Genomic DNA, 3,981 nt, shown 5'->3' with positions numbered 1-3,981 from the left:
ATTTGTGCCTGCCACTGCAATGTCCTCCGCGGCGCTGATCACAGCGCCCTATGTCCGGGGCGCTTACGCCGCCGGCAAACTCTCGATCGGCTTCTGGGACCATTGGGTGCCGGGCGCCAACAAGGCCTCCACCGATCTCGTCAATGAATGGGCCGCGAAGGAGAAGGTCGAAGTCTCCATCGACTACATCACCAGCAACAACAAGAAGATCGAGCTGACCGCCGCGGCCGAAGCCCAGGCCAAGTCCGGTCACGACATCCTCCAGATGCCGAGCTGGTGGCCGCAGGCCTATTCGGAGAATCTCGAGCCGCTCAACGACGTCATGGAGCCGCTCCTCAAGCAGAACGGTGAGGTGAACGGCACCGTCAAATATCTCGGTCAGTCGGGCGGCAAATGGCTCGCAGTGCCCGCGACACCCGGCAGCCAGATCAAGGGTCCCTGCTCCCGCATCGACCTGATGAAGAAGCATGCCGGCATCGACGTGCAGGAGATGTACCCGGCCGGCGGCCCACCCAAGGTCGAGAACTGGACCATGGAGACCTTCCTGAAGGCAGCCGAGGCTTGCCACAAGGCCGGCGTTCCGTTCGGCATCGGTCTCGGCGAGACCACCGACAGCGTGGACACCGCCGGCGCGATCTTCCAGTCGTTCGGCGCCGAGCTCGTCAACGCCAAGGGCGACATCACGGTGAAGACCGATGCCGTTCGCCAGGCCATGGAGTTCTACAAGAAGCTGATCGCGTTCCTGCCGCCGGATGCGCCGTCCTGGGACGACGCGTCGAACAACAAATGGCTGATCTCCGGCCGCGGCGCGATGATCCTCAATCCGCCGAGCGCCTGGGCCGTCGCCAAGCGCGATGCGCCGCAGGTCGCCGAGCAGTGCTGGACGCACGGCTTCCCGTCCGGTCCGAAGGGCCGGTTTGCGCCGTACCTGCCTTACTTCTGGGGCGTCTGGAGCTTCGGCAAGAACAAGGAAGCGGCCAAGAGCCTGCTCATTCACATGTCCTCGCCATCGTCGATCGAGAAGTTCGTCGCGGTCAGCGGCGGCTACGACTTGCCGGCCTACGCCAACATGACCAAGCTCAAGACATGGGCCGAGGAAGGACCGCCGCAGGGAACGCTATTTCACTATCCCGACCCCTACAAGCATCAGACGCTGTCGATCGCGGCGTCCCCGGCACCGCCCAAGATCGCGCAGCAGATCTATTTCCAGGCGACGCTGACCAAGATGGCGCTGCGTTTTGCGCGCGGTGAGACCATGGATCAGGCCCTCGCCTGGGCCGAGGGCGAGTGCGAAGGCTTCATGCGGAGCTAGCCGGGGTGTGCGGGCGGTTCACGCCATCTGCGTGAGCCGCCTGCATCCCGTCATCGGATTCGCATGGCCGGGAAGCCGACCCCAATGGCCGGCTTCGAGGTGGACAAAGAAGTAGATAGAGCTGATTCAAGGAAGCTGAGATGGCCGATGTCGTCGTCGAGCAAGGTCGCGTCGCCCGTGCAAGGGGCGCGCGGAAGGGATCAAGCCTGCGCAACGCGCTCGGGCGAAAATCGACGGTGGCGTTCTTCCTGACGCTGCCGCTGATCCTTCTGATCGTCCTGCTCGTGCTCTACCCCGCCTTCTACTCGGTTTACCTCGCGACCCTGAACAAGGCGATGACGAAATTCGTCGGCCTCAGCAACTTCACCTTCCTGTTCAAGCGCGAGACGTTCTGGATGGTGGTGCGGCAGTCCTGCATCTTCGCCATCACCGCGGTGGTCTTCAAGGCGCTGATCGGTTTCATCGTCGCGCATTTCGTCCACAACATTCCGGGCAAGAAGCAGCGCAAATGGCGCGGCATGCTGCTGGTGCCCTGGGTGATTCCGCCGGCGATGAGCACGCTGGCCTGGCTGTGGCTGTTCGACCCCTCCTACAGCGCCTTCAACTACACGCTGTCCTTCTTCGGCGTCGGTCCGATCCCCTGGCTCGGCGACACTTTCTGGGCGCGCTTCTCCGTCATCCTCGTCAACGTTTGGTACGGTGCGCCGTTCTTCCTGATCATGTATCTGGCCGCGCTGAAATCCGTGCCCGACCAGCTGTACGAGGCCGCGGAGATCGACGGCGCCAATTGGTGGCAGAAGATCTGGCACATCACTTTGCCGATGATGCGCAACATCATCGCCATCACCACCTTGTTCTCGCTGATCGTCACCTTCGCCAATTTCGACATCGTGCGCATCCTGACGTCGGGCGGCCCGCTGGATACGACGCATCTGTTCGCCACCTGGGCGTTCCAGGTCGGCATCCAGAGCAGCGACATTCCGCTCGGCGCCTGCGTCTCCCTGTTCATGGTGCCGATCCTGGCGGTCGCTGCGATCTTCATCCTGCGCGATGTCAACAAACGCGGAAACGAAGCCTGATGAGCACGCTCGCAATCGACAAGGCCGGACCGTCCCGCAAGGTCAAATACGGCAGCATGAGCCGCGACCGCATCTGGGCGCTTCGCTGGTCCTATTTCTTCCTGGTGCTGTTCGCCATCTTCTTCCTGACGCCGCCGGTCTACATGCTGATCACCTCACTCAAGAGCAGCGCGGAGATCTCGGCGGCAACCAACCCCTGGTGGGTGTTTCATCCGACGCTATCGAACTATGTCGAGCTGTTGAGCTCGAACCAATTTCTGCGCTTCTTCTGGAATTCGTCGATCATTTCGATCATCGTGGTGATCGTGACCATGATGATCAGCATCCCCGCGGCCTTCGCGCTGGCCCGGATGAAGTTCTGGGGCTCGGCGACGCTGGCCACCGGCGTCTTCCTCACCTATTTGATTCCGGACAGCCTTCTGTTCATCCCCCTGTTCAAGGTGCTCGGGATGGTCCAGGACCTGACCGGCATCACGCTGCTCAACAGATGGTACGTGCTGGTGTTCATCTATCCGACGCTGACCGTGCCATTCTGCACATGGATCATGATCGGCTATTTCGCCTCGATCCCGAAGGAGCTGGATGAGGCGGCCCTCATCGATGGCGCCTCCTGGCTCCAGACGCTGACGCGGATCTTCATACCCGTCGCGCTGCCCGGCCTGATCGCCGCCACCATCTTCGCCTTCACGGTGTCCTGGGCGCAGTTCCTCTATCCCCTGGTGTTCACGACATCGGTGGATCAGTTGGTGCTGCCGGTCGGCATCACCACCACGCTGATCAAGGGCGACGTCTTCAACTGGGGACAGATCATGACCGGCGCGCTGCTCGGCGCTGCGCCGCCGCTGGTCATCTACGCCTTCCTGATGGACTACTACATTGCCGGCCTGACCGCCGGCGCGACAAAGGGTTGATGTCTGATGGCTGACGTTGCATTGCGGAAGGTAGTTAAGCGTTACGACGACGTCGAAGCCGTGCGCGGCATCGATCTCGATATCGCCGACCATGAGTTCATCGTCCTGGTCGGCCCCTCTGGCTGCGGCAAGTCGACGACGCTGCGCATGATCGCGGGGCTCGAGGACATCAGCGACGGCGACATCATGATCGACGGCGACGTCGTCAACGACGTGCCGCCGAAAGACCGCGACATCGCGATGGTGTTCCAGAACTACGCGCTCTATCCGCACATGACGGTCGCCGAGAACATGTCGTTCGGGCTGCGCCTGAAGCACTATCCCAAGGCCGAGATCAAGGCGCGAGTGACGGAAGCCGCCCGCCTGCTCGACATCACCGACCTGATCGACCGCAAGCCGAAGCAGCTCTCGGGCGGCCAGCGCCAGCGCGTCGCGATGGGCCGGGCCATCGTGCGCAACCCGAAGGTCTTCCTGTTCGACGAGCCGCTGTCCAATCTCGACGCCAAGCTGCGCGTGCAGATGCGGATCGAGATCAAGAAGGTGCACCAGAAGGTCCGCACCACGACTGTGTACGTCACCCACGACCAGGTCGAGGCGATGACCTTGGCCGACCGTGTGGTAGTGATGAACAAGGGCAAGATCGAGCAGATCGGCACCCCGAACGAGCTCTACCACAAGC

4 protein-coding genes are annotated in these 3,981 nt (G+C 62.2%); all 4 read left to right on the top strand.

Annotated elements, in window-relative coordinates; genetic code table 11:
• Nucleotides 1-1,312, top strand: a 1,312-nt coding sequence (locus IC66_RS0138545; RefSeq protein WP_038951097.1) for an ABC transporter substrate-binding protein, incomplete at its 5' end; no start/stop codon positions are given.
• Nucleotides 1,313-1,452: 140 nt separating this feature from the next.
• Nucleotides 1,453-2,391 carry a carbohydrate ABC transporter permease gene (locus tag IC66_RS0138540; protein WP_028144590.1) on the top strand — a complete coding sequence of 313 codons (939 nt, stop codon included), beginning with the start codon at nt 1,453-1,455 and terminating at the stop codon, nt 2,389-2,391.
• The gene (locus IC66_RS0138535; protein ID WP_028144589.1) at nt 2,391-3,302 is read left to right on the top strand and encodes a carbohydrate ABC transporter permease; all 912 of its coding nucleotides are present in this window, start codon (nt 2,391-2,393) and stop codon (nt 3,300-3,302) included. Before IC66_RS0138540 ends, IC66_RS0138535 begins: the two co-directional genes overlap by 1 nt.
• 6 nt (nt 3,303-3,308) lie before the next feature.
• Nucleotides 3,309-3,981 (top strand): ABC transporter ATP-binding protein (locus IC66_RS0138530; protein WP_038951096.1); only part of this gene is annotated, 673 nt, incomplete at its 3' end.

The organism is Bradyrhizobium genomosp. III, from assembly GCF_000261705.1.
Lineage (GTDB): Bacteria > Pseudomonadota > Alphaproteobacteria > Rhizobiales > Xanthobacteraceae > Bradyrhizobium > Bradyrhizobium ottawaense.
Note: the sequence above shows the minus strand (reverse complement) of the source record. Positions and strands in the feature narration are given on the sequence as shown.